Source organism: Isoalcanivorax indicus, assembly GCF_003259185.1.
Taxonomy (GTDB): Bacteria; Pseudomonadota; Gammaproteobacteria; order Pseudomonadales; family Alcanivoracaceae; genus Isoalcanivorax; species Isoalcanivorax indicus.
The window spans coordinates 1-13816 of sequence record NZ_QGMP01000005.1; the positions used below are offsets into that span (position 1 = coordinate 1).

A 13816-nucleotide genomic window follows, 5' to 3' on the forward strand; every position below is an offset into this window, starting at 1 on the left:
CACGACGATGACCAATCAGCTCATCATGGATGCCTTCAAGATGGCAGTCACATCCCGAAAAGTAGAGCCTGGGCTGATCCTGCACTCAGACAGAGGCGTCCAGTATCGCTCCGGCGAGTATCAGGCGCTTCTGTTGGGCGCAGGGATACGACCCAGCATGAGCCGCAAGGGGAGCTGCTGGGATAATGCCGCTATGGAGTCATTCTTCGCGCGCTTCAAGGTCGAAGCGTTGTATGCGGAGGACGTAAGGAGCAAGCAGGAGGCATACTCCTGCGTCTTCGAATATATTGAGCTATTCTATAACAGCCACCGACGACACAGCACTCTGGGCTATAAAAGCCCGAGGGCCTATGAAGAAGGGCATGCGCGTATGTGCGCCTAAATCAGTGTCCACTTTCGGTGGGGAATACCAATTCGGGAAGGAGATTAAGATTGGCTGAAATTATTAAGTTCCCTGCAAGGCTGGACAGAGACTATCGCCAGCTTGATCAAGAAATTGACAATGGGTCAATCGACAACGTAAGTCCCGAAATCGAGGAAAAGATAAAGGAAGTCCTCAAGAAATTGATACGCAAGTATCCTGCATTTCCAGATGTTCCAAATCTGGAGAGTCTTTCCTTAAGTGTAAGCGAAGAAGACCAAGCAAGACTTCAGGAATGGATTGATGAGCATACAGAAAAGATTGATCAAGCGGTGAGGAAGCAAGTAATGAGGATGCTTATTGATATAGCAATATTGACCGTTGAGGTTGAAACCCGCGATTAAATACAGTGGCGTCGCCTTGCTCTCGGCGCCACCGAGATCTAACAAACAGCGCCAGTACGCGCTGTAGTTCCCCCGCTTTGACGGACACCTTCTCCTAACCGAGGAGGTGTAGAAATGCCGAAGTACAACAATCCAAGAAAGACTTGGCGGTATGCGGACGATTTCAAGGTCCGGGCCGTCGAGATGAGCTACCAGGAGGGCATTCAGATCCAGCAGGTTGCCGAGGGACTTGGCATTCACCCCTTCATGCTATCCCGCCGGCGTAAAGAGTATCGGGAAGGCAAGATCAGGTCTGACGGTCGCAAACGTGTAACAGTGATGAAAAACCCCAAAGCACCCAGGACCGCCGAGCTGAACGAGACGGCCAGGCTAAAGCGCGAGAATGAGCGACTCAAGAAGGAGAACGATCTCCTAAAAAAGTGGCAACGCTATCTGGCGGAACAACATCAGAGCGATTTGGATTCATCCAAGTCCATGGACGAGAACTAGGCGTCAGATACCTGTGTGAATGGCTGGGGTTTCCCGGAGCGGCTACTACGTAATATCTATGGGGTCAGATCTCCCATTTCCCAATCAAGGTTTTCCTTTGGGAAATGGGAGGCCTGACTTGAATGATAAGCCAGCTTGAAAAACACTTTATGACTTGAGGTGAGGTTTGAAATTTGGTTTTCTGTTAGATAGCGGATCTATTGTGCTCCCCTCCATCGAAGTCTCACCTTTGCAGGATCATGGCGAGACAATTCATAAGTTCTATGAGACAGCAAAAGTAAGTAAAGGTTGGATTCTCCCTCCACAAGTGCCTGCACCTGTGACTGAAGAGGAGGCGCGGCTGTTTCAGCGCGCCGGAGAAGGAGGTTTGCAGGAGTTCTACTCCTTGCCGTCGACACACCAACTGACGGTGAGCCCCCCTGACCAAGACAAGGAACGATTTCTTATTCTCTGCTATGGGCTAGTGCAAGGCCTATATCTCGCTCCCCCAGGACCGTCCTATCTATTCGGTGTGCCATACAAACAAGGAGCGCTAACGGGACTGATTCCGGTAGGCGAGGATAGCATGCGGGCTATCCGCTGCTTCGCTGATCTTTATGATCGTTCGACGATGCATGAACGAGTTAAAATTGCGGCTCTTCTTCACTGGTTCTTCGTTGGGCAGACTTACAGGTACCTGTGGGATAGATTTGATGCGCTTTATAAAGTAGTAGATGGGATATGGAGCTTAGTGAGAGTGCGGCCGCAGATTAAGAGTGCCCGCGTCAGTCATGCAGAACGTCCAAGCGTCCTTGCAGGGTACTTTGGCCTTAAAGTTCCCGAGTGGGCGGAGATAAATCAGTCAACCAAGACATGCCGCTTGTCTCAGCTGAGGAATGAGCTTGTTCATGAGGCTCGCTTCAATGGAGAACCCATCGGCTATTCGATTCCCGCTGAGAACTTGGATCTTGAGCTTCCGGCTTTTGCCTTGAAGCTAATCTCTGCATTTTGCGGATTGCGGACACCATATCTCCAAGCGGAACCATCTGCCCGCTGGGAAATGGCATGGGACATAACATGACATGATTTCCAAATTAGTATAAAGCCAAATTATTATTTTGGGCGCATTAGCTATCAGATGAAATTTCTGAGAAACCAACCCGGTCTCTCTATCATCCCACTTGCTCATCATGTGAGTTAGAAATGGAAAAATATAGATCCACTTACCCAGCTAATGTAGCAATTGCCTCTTGCGCAGCGGTATCTGCAGTGGCCAGTGCAAACGTACAAGGATTCTCTTGGCTTCTCTATATCTGTGGCGCAATGCTGTCGCTCTCTATTGCGTTGTTAATATGGGAGTCACTACTTAGAAATATTCTAAAAGTATATTTTTCGAGAAGAAGAATTAGGATGGTTTTAGCTAGGGGATATTCCGAGTACTCCGATGCGGTGCTTAGATTAAGTGTTATGGAGAAGATGGAAGTGGTTCTGTCTGGCGATAAGGTCGAATGGACACCTTTGCGTCCCAGATTCTTTGGTTCCGCTAGTCAGTTCTTATCTATAGTTCAGGGCGGATTCCAAGAGATTCCGCGTGAGTATAGACTGCTTTCTATAAATGTTTACGTTTTTGAATATGTTAGGTCATTTGATTCATGGCTTCGAGAGTGTGATGAATATTTTAAGAGCGGAAAAGCAAGGTATAAGAACGAGAGTATAAAGAACGAATTTCTTATCCTGCTTAGGCAGTATCATAGCGCCGCTGAGACACATGATGAGCTTTGCAGGAAGGTAAACCGAGCAATGGGAGGTGATGTACGACAATTGGGAGGGATTTATCGCCACCCCCATGGCTTTAACTGGCAAAAAGCGGGGCCGCACCAGGAAGAAAAGGACCTACAAGAGACTCTTGCTGTCGGGCCGGATGGATGATAAGTAGCATTTTGTAGATCTGTCGCCGACGTATGATCATTTGACGAGCGAGGTCGCCAGGATGAAGCTTAGGGCATCACTTCTGTGTGGATAATATGGATTCGCATATTATTTATATAAGGTATCAATTAAGTGAGGAAGGCGGAATTGGTGGCGAAGAGTTTGATACCAGCGCTGTAGGGTTTTCTAGCGCGGCGGCTGAGGCAGATTTTCCGGTGTGGGCAGGATAGTTCGTCAGAGACTTGCCGTTAATAATTGGCTCTGCTTATAGCTTTTTGCCATGCCAAGATGCCTATTCTCAAAACATCCTTTTGGGGGCGGGTCTCCCATTTCCTACTCAAATTTTTCCTTCGGGAAATGGTAGGCCTGCCCCTCGGCCTATTTCTATTTATCGGCTGGCACACGCCCCGCAGGAGAAATTTCGCGCCATGAGAAATGTAATAATTTCAATCATAGTAAGCATGTATTTCATCGCCGGTTGCTCAGACGGCGATGTTGGTCCGTCCTCGAGCGTGTCAGTGGCTGAAGATGCAGCGGTTGGCGGACCACAGCCTGTAAATACTGGAAATGGCTGGCTTCCGAATGAGGCCTGCTCCTTCCTGCTGCCGAATCTTGGAACGCGCGGCTACAAGCATGACTTCGGTGCTATATATTACTGCTCTTCGCCATATAAGGAAATCGGGCGGCGAGATGTGCGGCTAGCCAACAACTTGGCGTACTACGTCACGGGCGGGAGAGGTGTGGCGGACACTGTAAAGCTGGTCTTGAACTACAACCAACCGGCTAATGCTTCCTCCGCTACGGAACAGCTCGTGGCAGAATCACGAAATCTTTCGTTTAAAGCAACCGGTAATGATCTGCCGCCCAGTATTCTTTCAGCTCTCCTGACGGGCCAGCCCGCTTTGGAAACCATTGGGGCCTTCCAACATCAGGTGAAGAGAGATGATTGGCCGACGGGCAACGGTTACGAGGTTCATTACATTATTAGCACTTCACTGGAGTGAAAACGATATACTCCAGACAGGACCACAGCCTCTGATGCAGCGCACCTATCAAAAATAACTAATACAAAGAGATAGCCCAATGAATATGGTCATACATGTGCTTATGGATGCCGCAGTTCGCATGTGCCACTACAGAGGGCTGCTCCTGCGGCGGCTTATCTTCCCGTTTTGTTTGTTCGCGTTTTCAGCTGTGATGATCAATTTGGGCTTCGCATTCTACTGGATGGATTTCGCGCAAAGCGCGGGGCAGGTGGAGCGTTCCTTTCGTGGGCAATAGGTATCATGATGATATCAGCCATAGTCTTTGTTTTTGTGTCCTGGTGCCTCATATCAATAATTGTTCATAGAATCATTTTGCTGGGCGGAGAATCAGCGCGTGAAAAGATAATCTTCTGGACAAGACGAGAGACATGGTTCGCGGGCTACCTTATTGTTATATCTATTCTTATGGCGCCGCTATTCCTGCTGAGGCTGATTCCCCATGCGGGTGATTTCATATCGTGGTTCGCTGTAGCATACCTGGCAAGCCGGATCGCCTTGGTGTTACCGGGTATCGCAGTGGGCCGGGCGGTATCCCTCGGCCTGTCTTGGCGGCTTACCAGACGGTATCAGATCCCAGCTTTTTTGATCATTGGTGTCCTGCCCTGGGCTCTGTCTTTTCCCTTATCCTTCCTCAGCGGCATCTGGTATCTGGTGCCCGTAAGGCTAGTGGCAGAATTACTGATAGCGCTCTATACGATCGCGGCCATATCGGTGTTCTACAGGGAGGTCGTGGCCTTGGAGTACGCGGTAAAGCCGGACGATGAGGGGCTTGAGGCAAGCACCTGACAGTGCGCGACTTCTTTTGGGGGATGTTACAAATTAATGACCGCCGTTGATTGGCGCGCCGCGAATATTAAGGCGCGCCAGTACGGCCACCGCGACAGGCACCCCCACGCCTATCCACCCCACAACATTCATCCACCCCTCCCCCAACAACGCTGCCACCAACCCCACCAGGCTCGCCACCGCAATACACACCGGCACCACAAAAATCCCCCCCAACGATTTACGCCGCACCGCCCGTCCTTCTCGCTTCATACTTCACTCCCTCCCTGTTTCTCACGCTTGCGCCGCACCCGCCACAAATACAGCCCCGTCACCAGCACCACGATGGTGAACACATCCAGCACCGCCCACAGAATCTTCAGCGGCAGCCCGCCGTAATCACCGAAGTGCAACGGGCCAGACAGCGACAGCGCCTTGTTGTACCAGGGCATCTCGCGCAGGTCGGCAAAGGCGCCGGTGCGGGCATCCACCAGCGCGGGGGTAATGATGTGCGAGGTCAGAGGCGTATTGCCGTGCAGGAAGATGGCGTAATGAAAGCTGGTGGACCAGCTGCCGCCGGGAAAGGCCACAAACTGCAGTGTCATGTCGGGCGCGGCGGCTTCGGCCTGGGCCACGGCGTCGTCGAGGGAGGCCATGTCCTGCGGGGTGGGCACGCGGGCGTCGCCATAACCGGCGGTGAGGTCGGCCAGGGCGTGGGTGCGCCAGGTGTCGACGATGGGGGTTTTCAGGGTATTCACCACGCCGGTCAGGCCGACCACCAGCAGCCAGGCCACGGTCACGATGCCGAGCAGGTTGTGGTAGTCCAGCCATTTCACGCGGGGGGAGCGCTGGGTGCGCACGGTGCCGAAGTCCAGCTTGCGCATGAAGGGCGCATACAGCACCACGCCGGAGATAATCGCCAGGATCAGCAGCACGCCCATGGCGCCCAGGAACAGCATGCCGGGCAGGCCCAGGAACATGTCGGTGTGCAGGTCCAGGATAAAGTGCATCAGGTCGAAGCCTTCTTCGCCGGGCACCAGGTCGCCGCTGGTGCGATCAAACGAGGCGAAGTGCATGTCGCGCACGGTGGCGTCCAGGGTGGGGGCGCTGGTCACGTTCACCACGGGGCGGTCGATGTCGAAGCTCATGAACAGCGGCACGTCGCCCGGGCGGTTCGCCAGGGCGGCGTCGAGCATGGCGTCCAGCGACAGCAGGGGGCCGTCCGGGTGGGCGGGTTGCCAGTCGTGGGTGTCCAGCAGCGCGTCGATCTCGTCATGAAAGATCAGCGGCAGGCCGGTGATGCACAGCATCAGCATGAACACGGTGCAGATCAGGCTGGTCCAGGTGTGGACGCCAGACCAGAGGCGCAGGGTGTTACGGGTCATCGGTCATCCGTTGGTGCTGTGGGTCAGAAGTTCAGGGTGGCGGACAGCAGCCAGGTGCGCGGGGCGCCCACGGTCAGGTAGCCCGCACCGGGGAAGCCACCGGCAGACGCCCAGTAGTCTTCACCGGTAACGTTCTCCACGCGGCCGCGCAGGGTCAGCAGGGTGGCGTTGCCCAGGGGCAGGGTGTAGCGGGCGCCCAGATCCAGGCGGGTCCAGGAATCCAGTTGCTGTTGGTTGGCGGCGTCGGCGAACTGGGTGCTGGTGTAGATCACGCGGCCGTCCAGCGCCAGATCAGTGAACTGGGGCAGGCGGTATTCCATATTGAAATTGGCCTGGGTGCGGGGTGAGCCGATGGCGGTGTTGCCGCGCACATCGGCATCCAGATAGCTGACGCCGCCGAGCACGCTCAGGTCGGGGGTGAGCAGGCCGTAGGCCATCAGTTCCAGGCCGCTGTTGTGCTGATGGTCCTGCACGGCGAACACATCGTTGTCGTCCAGTGCGGCGATGGGTTTGCGGCTGCGATAGAGGGACACGCTGCCGCCCAGGGTGTGGCGCTCGAACTTCAGGCCAATTTCGCTTTGTTTGGTGCGATAGGGCGCCAGGGCTTCGCCAGCGTTGGCGACATTGTCGCCGCCCGGGGTCAGGGCCGGGGCACGTTCGCCCTTTTGCAGGCCTTCGATGTAGTTGGCATAGGCGGACAGTGAGGGCGTCAGTTTATAAACCACGCCCACGCTGGGAGTGATGGCGCTGTCGTCGTAGCTGGCGTCGCTCAGGCGGTCGCCGGTGGTGTTGTCGTAGCTGTTGTCGTTCAGTTGCTGGTAGCGGGCGCCCAGGGTGATCAGCAGGCGGTCGTCCAGCAGCGACATCTGGTCAGCCAGGGTCAGGCTGTGCACGCGGGTCTTGATGGTGGTCAGGGGGTTGTTCAGGTCGCCGCCGACAAAGGCGTCGGGCACGGGCGGCGGCACGTCTGCCGGGGCGTAGAGATTGCCGGTGATACTGGCGGCGGACATCGCCCAGGCGTTTTTCGATTGCAGCTCGAAGCTGGCAGCCGAGGCGCTGAGCTGGTGGCCGACGGTGCCGGTATTGAAGCGCACGCGCAGTCCGGCTTCGCCGGTGAGCACGGTGTCTTCGCGGGTGTTATCGAAGCGGCTGGCGGTGTAGTCGCCGTTGGCGTTGTTCACCGTGGGGTTGGCGAAGATGCCAGCTTCTTCACTGGTGCGGGCACCGAAGGCGGCCCAGCCGGTCACGTTGTCGCGCAGGTCGTATTCCGCGCGCAGGGTGCCAAACAAATCCCGGGCATCGGAAAAGGTCCAGGACTGGCCGATGGAGGTGGTGGCGTCCGGCGTGCGGGGAATCGGCAGGCCGGGATCGATGGTGATATTGGGCTGGCCGCCCTCGATACGATGATCCTGAAAACCCAGGTCGCCGGACACGCGCAGGCCGCCGTCGCGGAAGTCCACGCCGATATGCGCCATGGACAGCTCGGAGGATTCCCCATCGACGGCGGTATCGCCATCGCGGCGCGCCGCGTTGACGCGAATGCCGTAGCGGCCATCGTCAGAACGCCGCGCCAGATCCGCCGCCGCATGGCCCTGCACGCCGGTGCGTGCGCCCAGGGTGAGCTGGGTCAGGTCGTCGTTGGGGGCGCGCTTGGGCACCACGTTCACGGCGCCGCCCAGGCCGCTGCCACCGGGTGCGGCGCCTTTCAGGAAGGTATTGGCGCCGCGCAGCACCTGCACCCGCTCGATGAATTCAGAGGCCAGATACTGGCGCGGCAACAGGCCGTAGAGCCCGTTATAAGTCATGTCGTCGGAGAACACCGGCAAGCCGCGCACCAGATACACCTGCTGGTAATTGCCGAAGCCCCGCGCCACCCGCACGGCCGGATCGTTGAGCAGCACCTCGCCCACGCTGGCGGCCTGCTGGTCCTGGATCAGCAGCTCGGTGTAGTCGATAAAGCTGTAGGGCGTATCCATCATCGCCTGGGTGCCCAGCACCCCCACCTGGCCGCCCTCCGCCACCTGGCCACCGGCAAAAGGCCGACTCAGCCCGCTGGCGGAAGCGTCGGCGCTGGATTGCACCTCCACCACCTCCAGCCGCGCCCCGTCGTCCTGCGGCGCCGTGGGCTGCGCCTGGCTGATGCTGGCAGCGCTGAACAGGGCCAGCGCCAGCGTGGGGGGGAGGGCAGTGGCTGAGAAGGAGTGGCGTGGCATGGCGGGTCCCGGGTGATGGTGGGTGTGAATGGGCCGCACTATACATGTAATAGGAATCACTTTCATTATCGTTATCGGGTGAGCATTGCGAACTGTCTTTATGTTCAGTATTTTTCTTTGAGGGGGATGAGGGCGTATGGATGCGTTCTTGGGCCCAAGGTGTTTCTGGTGTACAAGGAGGTTTTGATGCCAACGGTTTTGCGTATTGGCGGATATCGGTTCTTTTTTTACTCTAACGAGAACGACGAGCCCCGCCATATTCATATTCAGAAAGCGGGTTCGGCGGCAAAATTCTGGCTGGATCCGGTTACTATGGCAACGAGTGTTGGGTTCTCTGCTGCGGAACTGAACAAGCTGGGTAAGATGGTAGAGCAACACAGACAGCTATTCATGGAGGCATGGGATGAATTCTTTGGCGCATGAAGTGCCTGCTCCGCAGGCCACCGTCGTTCGATGCACCGATGATGCTTTGCTGGTATCACTTGCCGACGGCCGCACATTGTCCGTGCCGCTGAGCTGGTTCCCACGTCTTGCTGCGGCGACACCGTCTCAGCGAGCCGAGTTTCAGCTGATCGGTGGTGGGCAAGGTATTCATTGGCCCTCTCTTGACGAAGATATTTCCGTCGCCGGCTTGCTTCGCGGAAAATCTGCTCCTGCCTTATGAAGTTAAGAGGTCAAGGATGAATCAGCAGCAGGCTGAAGCGTGCGCGTCTAGCTAAAGACAGATTCGCCCCTGCAATTGTTCCACGGTCCCTCCCCATTGCGCCGGTTCGGCAGTTCGCTGACTCACTGCGTCAGCCATTAAATAAAAAGAGGATCTATTAATGAGTGAGCATCCAGATTGCCCGAAATGCAGCTCTGGCTTCGCCTATGAAGACAGGGGCATGTGGGTTTGTCCCGAATGTGGGTATGAATGGAATGGGAGTGAGCTTGCTCATGACGACGATGCGCTCGTGGTCAAGGATTCAAACGGTAACCTGCTTAGCGACGGTGACGCTGTTACGGTGATCCGGGATTTGAAGATCAAGGGCACTTCACTGGTCGTCAAGGTGGGAACAAAGGTGAAAAATATCCGGCTGGTTGAAGGCGATCACGATATTGATTGCAAGATAGACGGCATAGGACCCATGAAGCTCAAATCCGAGTTTGTAAAGAAAAATCAGTAAGGCCGGGCCTTGACGAAGCTGAATATCAAAGTTGTTCCTGGCGCATCCAGGACTGAAATCGCTGGCTGGATGGGCGACGCCCTCAGGGTCCGGGTGGCCGCGCCACCTGAAAAGGGAAAGGCCAATCGCGAGGCGGAAAGGCTTCTTTCAAGAGTGCTCGGGCTTCCCGAAGGGGATGTCCGTGTGACGTCCGGTGCTGCATCGCAATGGAAGGTCGTGGAGGTGGAGAGGCTTTCCCGGGACCAGATCATTGACAGGCTGAGTGATGTGAACAGGAATAAAGGCGAATAATGATTCGCATCAAAATGGGGCCGCGCCGGAATCACAGTGTCTTCAGTGCTCTACTTGGCGGCATACGCCTTCTATGAGGCATGGCATATTCTTTGGGAACGGCGGCACAGTCGCCCGGACTCGAGGAGCAACTGATGTGGGCTGACAGAGCCGGAATGTGGCGCTATGCTGTTCTCATGAGCAGTGCATCCCCTTTGGAGGGCACATGAACGACAATATTGTAGATACGATCCGTAAGCTGCCACTGATGGAGCGCATCCAGTTGGTTGAAGCGATCTGGGACACCATTGCCGAGGACGCGCCAATGCAGCTGGGTGTCGGTGAAGTGGATGTCGCAGAGTTCGAGCGGCGCTGGAAAGCGCACCAGGTGGCACCTGAAGATGCGGCCTCCTGGGACGAGGTCCGGAAAAAATTATTCAGGGATAGCTGATGAAGATATCCATCCGCAAGGAGGCGGAGCAGGAGATGATGGATGCCAGGGAATGGTATGAAGTTCGGCTGCCTGGTCTCGGTGACGTTCTTGGTCTTTCCGTTGAGCAAGCGCTTGATGCGATTATAGAGATGCCTGCGGCGCATCCATACATAGCAAAGCGCTTTCGGCATGTTTTGCTCAGGAAGTTTCCCTTTTCATTGGTGTATATTCAGCAGGATGATGAAATCATCATTCTGTCTTGCTTCCACCATCGGCGACGGCCGGGTAGTTGGCGCCAGAGGCAATGAAGTGGCGGAGACTTTTCTGTTTGAAGAAAGCGATAAATTCGTGCGTGCCAACTATCGGTATCCAGTAATGAGAGTCAATGTAACCGTTTTGCGAGGTATGCTCGCTGCATGGCTTGTGGTCGTGGTGCTTGCCGGTTGTTCGTCGGCGTGGACAGACAATGCAGACGTCGAGCGTTTGTTCCTGGAGGCGGATGTTGCAGGCACCTTTGTGCTGCTGGATACCAGCACAGGAAAGCTGTCAGGCTACAACAGATCTAGAGCTGAAAAGCGCTTCGTCCCGGCCTCCACCTTCAAGATTCCCAATAGCGTCATCGGGCTTGCGGTTGGAGCGGTTCAGAGTGTGGACGAGGTGCTGCCCTACGGCGGACAGCCACAAACCTTCGAATCGTGGGAACGAGACATGCCGTTGAGGGAGGCCATCACCCTCTCCAATGTTCCTGTATACCAGGGGCTGGCAAGACGTATCGGTATGGAAAGAATGCGGGACCATGTCGCCAGCCTGGATTTTGGTAACAATGAGATCGGCTCGCGCGTCGACAGGTTCTGGCTGGACGGCCCCCTTGAAATCAGCGCCATCGAGCAGGCCGGGTTCCTGTCGCGTCTTGTTCGGGACCAGCTTCCCGTACCCACTGAAGTGCAGTCTGCTGTGCGTGATATTCTCCTTCTGGAGCAGGGTGATGGCTGGAGCCTCTACGGCAAGACGGGCTGGGAGAACGCTCCTGGGCCAGGAGTAGGCTGGTGGGTGGGCTGGGTCGAGAAGGACGGCAAGCTGTTCACCTTCGCGATGAACATGGATATTCATCAGGTGTCTGACGCAGGAAAACGTATTGAGTTAAGCAAGGCAAGTCTGAAGGCATTGGGTGTGCTGTGAGCACTTGAATCACTCCCTCCCATAAACGGGCTACCCCATCCGGGTCATAGCCCCTCCCCACATCCCCCCTTTACGGTGGTCTTCACACCCATGTCCGGGCCACAGGCCCGGCACTGCAACAGGGAGACCATCATGAACACGTATCGGGGAGCCTTGGCGCTGGGCGCGCTTATTGCCATCACGGGCTGCGGCGGCAGCTCTGGCGGCGGGAACGGTGGTGGCGGGGGCGGTGATCCCATTCGCCATGCGGAAGCGCTGCTGGGCGAATTCAGCGGCAGCTACACGGGGCCAGAGGCCTGGGCGACGATTGATTATCAGGCCGGCGTCGGCGACAGCGACGTCTGGAAAGCGGCGGACACGGCCTATATGGCGGAGGTCTCGCGGGTGCTGATGGCCGAGATCAATCGCGTGGCGGGCGATGACGTGATCGGTGCTGGGCAAGGCGAGGATGCTTTCAGTCAGAGTGAGCCCTGTACGGGGCAGGACGGCGACCCGCCGCCGGGAGATATCACGCTGCAATCCGGTTCGGTGACCTTTGATGACTACTGCATCAAGGACATCACGCTGTCGCACCCGGGGCCTTATGTGCTCAATGGCACTGTCACCTGGACGGCGCGGCCCCCGTCGGCGCTGCCGATGCCCACGGAGTGGGACACCGTTATCGACGATCTGAGTGTGGACTGGGGTGATGGCGGCGCGCTGCCGTTTACGCTGGACGGCGCCATGATCGCCCGTGATGACCTGTTGGCTTCGGCCTGGGATATTGATCCGGCGTTCGGGGCCGATGAGGTGCTGCGCGTGCTGTACGCGGATTCGGCCCGCGATCAGGCCTGGGACTATCAGGCGTTCCACCCGGATCTGGGCAAATTCCGCATGGCGCCGAATCATGGGGCGATGCCGTGCGACGAGCACTTCAATGCGGTGTTCCAGATCAGCACGCCGGATGGCGCTGATTTCGAGGCCAACAGCAACGATCCGACCCAATGTGTCGATTATCTGGTGAACGGTGAAGACAGTCTGGGTGCGCCCATGGCCAATGAGGCCGCGGGCTGGCTGGATACCTTCTTCTAGGCATGCACAGGCCCGGGGCGTATCGGCTAGCCTTCATCGCTCTGTCGCTGCCGATACTCTCCGGGCGAGCAGCCCATCCAGCGCCGGAAGGCGCGGGTGAAGCTGGCGGTATCGGTGTAGCCAAGATGAATGGCGAGTTCGTCCAGCTTCATCTCGCTGCTGCGCAGAAACTGCAGGGCAATCTGACGGCGCTCATCCTCTACCAGCGCCCGAAAGCGGGTGCCTTCCTGATCCAGTTTGCGGCGCAGGCTGCGGGGCGACAGCGCCAGTGCCCGGGCGATCTCGTCCAGGGAGGCGACCAGACCCAGTGGGCCGTGCAGTTGCTGACGTACCTGATCTCCCAGGCTGGCAGTTTGCAGGCGTTGCAGGCGCAGCCGACATTGATCGTCGAGCATGCGCACCAGTTGCGCGTCGTAGGTGGGCAAGGGGCGGTCGGCGTCGTCGCTTTGCACCATGATGGCGTTGTTGGGGCTGTGGTAGGTCGGTGTGATCGCGCAAGCCTGCGCGATATGGTCGGCGTAATCCTGCGGCGGCCCCCGGAAGGCCAGCGTGACCACCAGCTTGCCCGCCAGGCTGAGTTCGTTGAGCAGGTTGAAGCCGGTGGCCATATCCCGTTCCAGCAGAAACTGGCGCAGGTGTGAGGGGATGGTGTCCGGGTCCATGGTCACGCCGAAGCCGCCGGCCTCGTCAATCGGGGTGATCTGGCAATAGGCGGTGCTGAGGGGCAGGTAGCGCAGGGCGCGGTGTGCGGCTTCGCGCAAGGTCCGGCTGGTGCGCAGGGCAAACCCCCAGAGGCCGAAGTTGGACAGGCTGTATTGCAGCCCGAGCCGGAAACCCAGGGCGGGTTCGTCGGGCAGGGCCAGTATCAGGTTCTCGATCAGCCGCATCTCCTGGGCGCGGGTGACCAGCGTGTCGCTGTCCAGCAGGGCCGATTCGGTGAGGCCGGTACCCAGCAGACAGGTGTCACGGTCTGCGCCCAGTTGGGCAGCAAAGTTGACCATTACCTGGGCAATGGCGACAGGATGGAGAAGGGTGTCGGCGTTCGGCATGCATCGCAGTCTACCCCGCAGTCTGCGCCGCGACCATGGCTCAGGACGGCGAGCGATGTGCACCCGGGGGTTGGCCA

Annotated in this window: 19 protein-coding genes; 15 read left to right on the top strand and 4 right to left on the bottom strand. The window is 57.2% G+C overall.

Annotation, left to right across the window (positions count from 1 at the left end; translation table 11 throughout):
• The 7 genes from DKW65_RS15280 to DKW65_RS15305 all read left to right on the top strand — a co-directional run.
• The coding region (locus DKW65_RS15280; RefSeq protein WP_162925909.1) for an integrase core domain-containing protein at positions 1–382 on the top strand (382 nt) is incomplete at its 5' end.
• 50 nt (positions 383–432) lie between these two features.
• Positions 433–765: a hypothetical protein gene (locus DKW65_RS15285; protein WP_111658301.1), complete on the top strand. Its 333-nt coding sequence runs from the start codon at positions 433–435 to the stop codon at positions 763–765.
• Between the two features lie 114 nt (positions 766–879).
• Positions 880–1254: a transposase gene (locus DKW65_RS15290; RefSeq protein ID WP_111658302.1), complete on the top strand. Its 375-nt coding sequence runs from the start codon at positions 880–882 to the stop codon at positions 1252–1254.
• 166 nt (positions 1255–1420) lie between these two features.
• A complete protein-coding gene (locus tag DKW65_RS15980) occupies positions 1421–2314 on the top strand; it encodes a hypothetical protein (protein ID WP_162925910.1) in 894 nt (297 codons plus the stop codon).
• A gap of 122 nt (positions 2315–2436) precedes the next feature.
• A complete protein-coding gene (locus DKW65_RS15985) occupies positions 2437–3162 on the top strand; it encodes a hypothetical protein (protein ID WP_162925911.1) in 726 nt (241 codons plus the stop codon).
• 428 nt (positions 3163–3590) lie between these two features.
• Positions 3591–4166 (top strand): hypothetical protein, encoded by a 576-nt coding sequence (locus DKW65_RS15295; RefSeq protein ID WP_111658303.1) that lies wholly within the window; start codon positions 3591–3593, stop codon positions 4164–4166.
• 282 nt (positions 4167–4448) lie between these two features.
• Positions 4449–4994 carry a hypothetical protein gene (locus tag DKW65_RS15305; RefSeq protein WP_111658305.1) on the top strand — a complete coding sequence of 182 codons (546 nt, stop codon included), beginning with the start codon at positions 4449–4451 and terminating at the stop codon, positions 4992–4994.
• A gap of 33 nt (positions 4995–5027) precedes the next feature.
• Here DKW65_RS15305 and DKW65_RS15310 read toward each other — a convergent pair whose 3' ends face one another.
• The 3 genes from DKW65_RS15310 to DKW65_RS15320 are packed head-to-tail and all read right to left on the bottom strand — an operon-like array spanning position 5028 to position 8571.
• On the bottom strand, positions 5028–5246 hold the full coding sequence (locus DKW65_RS15310) for a hypothetical protein (RefSeq protein WP_111658306.1): 219 nt from the start codon (positions 5244–5246) through the stop codon (positions 5028–5030).
• Positions 5243–6358: a PepSY-associated TM helix domain-containing protein gene (locus tag DKW65_RS15315; protein WP_111658307.1), complete on the bottom strand. Its 1116-nt coding sequence runs from the start codon at positions 6356–6358 to the stop codon at positions 5243–5245. Before DKW65_RS15315 ends, DKW65_RS15310 begins: the two co-directional genes overlap by 4 nt.
• A gap of 23 nt (positions 6359–6381) precedes the next feature.
• Positions 6382–8571, bottom strand: coding sequence for a TonB-dependent receptor (locus DKW65_RS15320; protein ID WP_162925912.1), 2190 nt, complete (start codon positions 8569–8571; stop codon positions 6382–6384).
• A gap of 186 nt (positions 8572–8757) precedes the next feature.
• On the opposite strand from DKW65_RS15320, the gene DKW65_RS15325 reads away from it, so the two are divergent.
• From DKW65_RS15325 to DKW65_RS15360, 8 genes are all read left to right on the top strand, one after another.
• Complete coding sequence (locus DKW65_RS15325) at positions 8758–8994, top strand: DUF4160 domain-containing protein (RefSeq protein ID WP_111658308.1); 237 nt, start codon at positions 8758–8760, stop codon at positions 8992–8994.
• Entirely contained in the window at positions 8975–9235 is a 261-nt protein-coding gene (locus DKW65_RS15330; protein ID WP_111658309.1) for a DUF2442 domain-containing protein, read from the top strand. Before DKW65_RS15325 ends, DKW65_RS15330 begins: the two co-directional genes overlap by 20 nt.
• A 160-nt stretch (positions 9236–9395) precedes the next feature.
• Positions 9396–9737 carry a zinc ribbon domain-containing protein YjdM gene (locus DKW65_RS15335; RefSeq protein WP_111658310.1) on the top strand — a complete coding sequence of 114 codons (342 nt, stop codon included), beginning with the start codon at positions 9396–9398 and terminating at the stop codon, positions 9735–9737.
• Positions 9738–9746: 9 nt separating this feature from the next.
• On the top strand, positions 9747–10028 hold the full coding sequence (locus tag DKW65_RS15340; RefSeq protein ID WP_111658311.1) for a DUF167 domain-containing protein: 282 nt from the start codon (positions 9747–9749) through the stop codon (positions 10026–10028).
• 205 nt (positions 10029–10233) lie between these two features.
• Complete coding sequence (locus tag DKW65_RS15345; protein WP_111658312.1) at positions 10234–10458, top strand: addiction module protein; 225 nt, start codon at positions 10234–10236, stop codon at positions 10456–10458.
• Positions 10458–10748: a type II toxin-antitoxin system RelE/ParE family toxin gene (locus tag DKW65_RS15350; protein WP_111658313.1), complete on the top strand. Its 291-nt coding sequence runs from the start codon at positions 10458–10460 to the stop codon at positions 10746–10748. Before DKW65_RS15345 ends, DKW65_RS15350 begins: the two co-directional genes overlap by 1 nt.
• An 88-nt stretch (positions 10749–10836) precedes the next feature.
• The gene (gene blaOXA, locus DKW65_RS15355) at positions 10837–11619 is read left to right on the top strand and encodes a class D beta-lactamase (protein ID WP_111658360.1); all 783 of its coding nucleotides are present in this window, start codon (positions 10837–10839) and stop codon (positions 11617–11619) included.
• 132 nt (positions 11620–11751) lie between these two features.
• Positions 11752–12690 (top strand): hypothetical protein, encoded by a 939-nt coding sequence (locus DKW65_RS15360; protein ID WP_111658314.1) that lies wholly within the window; start codon positions 11752–11754, stop codon positions 12688–12690.
• A gap of 26 nt (positions 12691–12716) precedes the next feature.
• Here the strand turns inward: DKW65_RS15360 and DKW65_RS15365 are convergent, their stop codons facing one another.
• Entirely contained in the window at positions 12717–13739 is a 1023-nt protein-coding gene (locus tag DKW65_RS15365) for an AraC family transcriptional regulator (RefSeq protein ID WP_111658315.1), read from the bottom strand.
• Positions 13740–13816 lie beyond the last annotated feature (77 nt).

Coding starts and splice junctions, on each gene's coding strand:
- DKW65_RS15325 (WP_111658308.1), top strand. CDS start 8,758: ATGCCAACGGTTTTGCGTATTGGCGGATATCGGTTCTTTTTTTACTCT.
- DKW65_RS15310 (WP_111658306.1), bottom strand. CDS start 5,246: ATGAAGCGAGAAGGACGGGCGGTGCGGCGTAAATCGTTGGGGGGGATT.
- DKW65_RS15320 (WP_162925912.1), bottom strand. CDS start 8,571: ATGCCACGCCACTCCTTCTCAGCCACTGCCCTCCCCCCCACGCTGGCG.
- DKW65_RS15295 (WP_111658303.1), top strand. CDS start 3,591: ATGAGAAATGTAATAATTTCAATCATAGTAAGCATGTATTTCATCGCC.
- DKW65_RS15335 (WP_111658310.1), top strand. CDS start 9,396: ATGAGTGAGCATCCAGATTGCCCGAAATGCAGCTCTGGCTTCGCCTAT.
- DKW65_RS15350 (WP_111658313.1), top strand. CDS start 10,458: ATGAAGATATCCATCCGCAAGGAGGCGGAGCAGGAGATGATGGATGCC.
- DKW65_RS15305 (WP_111658305.1), top strand. CDS start 4,449: ATGATGATATCAGCCATAGTCTTTGTTTTTGTGTCCTGGTGCCTCATA.
- DKW65_RS15345 (WP_111658312.1), top strand. CDS start 10,234: ATGAACGACAATATTGTAGATACGATCCGTAAGCTGCCACTGATGGAG.
- DKW65_RS15330 (WP_111658309.1), top strand. CDS start 8,975: ATGAATTCTTTGGCGCATGAAGTGCCTGCTCCGCAGGCCACCGTCGTT.
- DKW65_RS15985 (WP_162925911.1), top strand. CDS start 2,437: ATGGAAAAATATAGATCCACTTACCCAGCTAATGTAGCAATTGCCTCT.
- DKW65_RS15365 (WP_111658315.1), bottom strand. CDS start 13,739: ATGCCGAACGCCGACACCCTTCTCCATCCTGTCGCCATTGCCCAGGTA.
- DKW65_RS15290 (WP_111658302.1), top strand. CDS start 880: ATGCCGAAGTACAACAATCCAAGAAAGACTTGGCGGTATGCGGACGAT.
- DKW65_RS15315 (WP_111658307.1), bottom strand. CDS start 6,358: ATGACCCGTAACACCCTGCGCCTCTGGTCTGGCGTCCACACCTGGACC.
- DKW65_RS15360 (WP_111658314.1), top strand. CDS start 11,752: ATGAACACGTATCGGGGAGCCTTGGCGCTGGGCGCGCTTATTGCCATC.